General features: G+C 67.7%; 3 protein-coding genes and 1 pseudogene. All 4 read left to right on the forward strand.

Annotated features, from left to right (window positions below):
• Positions 1-71: 71 nt before the first annotated feature.
• Positions 72-899, forward strand: coding sequence for a transketolase (locus tag SM757_RS34670; RefSeq protein WP_066338059.1), 828 nt, complete (start codon positions 72-74; stop codon positions 897-899).
• 23 nt (positions 900-922) lie between these two features.
• Complete coding sequence (locus tag SM757_RS34675; RefSeq protein ID WP_322468820.1) at positions 923-1,936, forward strand: transketolase family protein; 1,014 nt, start codon at positions 923-925, stop codon at positions 1,934-1,936.
• A gap of 283 nt (positions 1,937-2,219) precedes the next feature.
• Positions 2,220-2,702, forward strand: a complete 483-nt coding sequence (gene pedF / locus SM757_RS34680; protein ID WP_322468821.1) for a cytochrome c-550 PedF — start codon at positions 2,220-2,222, stop codon at positions 2,700-2,702.
• Positions 2,703-2,801: 99 nt separating this feature from the next.
• Positions 2,802-3,071: pseudogene (locus SM757_RS34685) on the forward strand (NAD(P)(+) transhydrogenase (Re/Si-specific) subunit alpha); the annotation flags it as partial.

Genomic DNA, 3,071 nt, shown 5'->3' on the forward strand with positions numbered 1-3,071 from the left:
CCACCCCCGGCCGTGCCCGCACCCGCTGTGCAATGCAGCGGGCATGGCCAAGCTCACCCCGGAGAACTTCCATGACCGACATTTCCAAGCTTCAGGCATGCGCCTACCGCATCCGCCGCTACGCGGTGCGCATGGGCGAAGTGCAAGGGCAGGGCTACATCGGCCAGGCCCTCGGCTGGGCCGACGTGCTGGCCGTGGCCTACGGCCACGCGCTGAGCTTGCGCGCCGACGACCCGAAGTGGGAAGGGCGTGACCGCTTCCTGCTCTCGCACGGCCACTACGCCATCGCCTTCTACGCCGCGCTGATAGAGGCCAAGATCATCCCCGAGGAGGAGCTGGAGACCTACGGCAGCGACGACAGCCGCCTGCCCATGTCCGGCATGGCCACCTATACGCCCGGCATGGAGATGTCCGGCGGCTCGCTGGGCCAGGGCCTGCCGATCGCCGTGGGCATGGCGCTGGGCCTGCGCCTCAAGGGCAACCCGGCCTTCGTCTACAACTCCATGTCCGACGGCGAGCTCGACGAGGGCTCCACCTGGGAAGCCGCCATGGGCGCAGCGCACCACGGCCTCTCCAACCTCATCTGCCTGGTGGACATCAACAACCAGCAGGCCGACGGCCCCTCCGGCAAGGTGATGGGCTTCGAACCCCTGGCCGACAAGTGGGCAGCCTTCGGCTGGCACGTGCAGCGCGTCAAGGGCAACGATTTGCCTGCGGTGCTGGCCGCCTTCGACGCCGCGCGCCATCTCAAGGAAGACAAGCCGCGCGTCATCCTCTTCGACACCCTCATGGGCAAGGGCGTGCCCTTCCTGGAGACGCGCGACAAGAACCATTTCATCCGCGTCGATCCGCCGGAGTGGCAGCAGGCGCTTGCCATCCTGGACCAGTCGCAATCCTGAGCCGCACGAAAAGGACGCACACCATGAGCACCAACACGCCCACGACGCCTGAAGTCAAGAAGCCCCGCCTGACCACCTCGGCGATGATTGCCTCCATCGCCGGCGAAGGCCAGCGCGTGCAGGCCGCGCCCTTCGGCAAGGCCCTGGTCGAGCTGGCCCGGGAGCGCCAGAACATCGTGGGCCTCACCGCCGACCTGGCCAAGTACACCGACCTGCACCTGTTCGCTCAAGCGTACCCCGAGCGCTTCTTCCAAATGGGCATGGCCGAGCAGTTGCTGATGGCCGCGGCCGGCGGCATGGCCAAGGAGGGCTTCGTGCCCTTTGCCACCACGTATGCCGTGTTCGGCACGCGCCGCGCCTACGACTTCGTGCACCAGGTCATCGCCGAGGAGAACCTCAACGTCAAGATGTGCTGCGCGCTGCCCGGCCTGACCACGGGCTACGGGCCCAGCCACCAGGCGACGGAAGACCTGGCGCTGATGCGCGGCATCCCCGGGCTGACCATCGTGGACCCCTGCGACGCGCTGGACATCGAGCAGGCCGTGCCCCAGATCGCCGCCCACGAGGGCCCCGTCTACATGCGGCTGCTGCGCGGCAACGTGCCGCTGGTGCTGGACGAGTACGACTACACCTTCGAGCTGGGCAAGGCCAAGCTGCTGCGCGGCGGCCGCGACGTGCTGCTGATCTCCAGCGGCTTCATGACCATGCGCTCGCTGGAAGTGGCCAAGGCGCTGCAGGCCGACAGCGTGGACGTGGCCGTGTTGCACGTGCCCACCATCAAGCCGCTGGACGAGCCAACCATCCTGGCCGAGGCCAGGCGCTCCGGCCGCCTGGTGGTCGTGGCCGAGAACCACTCGGTGGTCGGCGGCTTGGGCGAGGCCGTGGCCGGCTTGCTGATGCGCTCCGGCGTGCACGCCCCGTTCCGCCAGGTGGCGCTGCCGGACGAGTTCCTGGACGCCGGCGCGCTGCCCACGCTGCACGAGCGCTACGGCATCTCGGCCGAGGCGATGGGCCGCCGCATCAAGTCCTGGCTGTGACGGCATCAAGGCAACCGGCGGTTCGCCGCTGGTTGCCGGCGCAGCGGGTGACGTCTTGAGGCCCAGGCAGCAGCCCGCGCGCCTGTACCAGCCGGCGCAACGTTGTCCCATTCGCGAACAATGAAGCGATCCACGCGGCATTCCTGATCGCGCTGGAGCGGTCGTATTACCGTAAGAACCCGTATTTCGGGACTGGCGCCCCCGGCAGGGCGCCTTGGTGGCACAGGCCTTGCGGTCAATCTTGTCGATTGACCCAGTTTTGACACCCACCGAGGAGACAACCATGTCCAAGCGTTCCATCGCCCGCACCCCCTCGCGCCTGGCGGCCCTGCTGGCCGGCGTCCTGTTGGCCGGCGCGGCCCTGGCCCATGGCGACGTCACGCCGCAGGCCGTGGACACCAGCTCGCTGCCCTCGCTGGGTGAAGGCTGGCGTGATGCCAATCCTTTCAAGGGCAACGATCAGGCGGTGAAGATCGGCACCTCGGCCTACAACCAGAACTGCGCCCGCTGCCACGGCCTGGAGGCCATCTCCGGCGGCATCGCCCCGGACCTGCGCAAGCTCGACAACGAGTGCGCCACACAGAAAGTCGATGCCAAGAAGACGGCCTGCGCCAAGGAAGTGGATGACTACTTCATCAACACCGTGCGCCACGGCCGCACCCGCAACGGTGCCGTGTACATGCCTCCCTTCGAAGGCACGCTGAACCAGGAAGCCCTGTGGTCCATCAAGGCCTACCTGGAAACCCGCCGCGAGAAGCCGCTGTAATCCATCGCCCCGCGGGCTGCCCGCGCGGCCCGTGACGACAGGCAACCTTTCGGCACCAGCGCGTGTGCCGAATGGTGGCTTGTTTCATAGGAGATGGTCATGCTGATTGGAGTGCCGCTGGAAACGGCGGCTGGTGAAACGCGCGTTGCGGTGACACCCGAAACCGCGAAAAAACTCAAGGCCCAAGGCCATCAACTCTTCGTCCAGTCCGGCGCCGGCATCGCCGCGTCCGTGCCTGACGCGGCTTATGCCGCCGTGGGCGCGGAGATCGTGGACGCCAAGGCCGCCTTCAACTGCGACCTGGTGCTCAAGGTCCGGCCCCCGTCGCCGGACGAGCTCGCGCTCATGAAGCGCGGCGCCACGGTGGTG

It is taken from the genome of Azohydromonas lata, assembly GCF_034427735.1.
In the GTDB taxonomy this organism is placed as follows: Bacteria; Pseudomonadota; Gammaproteobacteria; order Burkholderiales; family Burkholderiaceae_C; genus Azohydromonas; species Azohydromonas lata.

Coding starts and splice junctions, on each gene's coding strand:
- SM757_RS34670 (WP_066338059.1), top strand. CDS start 72: ATGACCGACATTTCCAAGCTTCAGGCATGCGCCTACCGCATCCGCCGC.
- SM757_RS34675 (WP_322468820.1), top strand. CDS start 923: ATGAGCACCAACACGCCCACGACGCCTGAAGTCAAGAAGCCCCGCCTG.
- pedF (WP_322468821.1), top strand. CDS start 2,220: ATGTCCAAGCGTTCCATCGCCCGCACCCCCTCGCGCCTGGCGGCCCTG.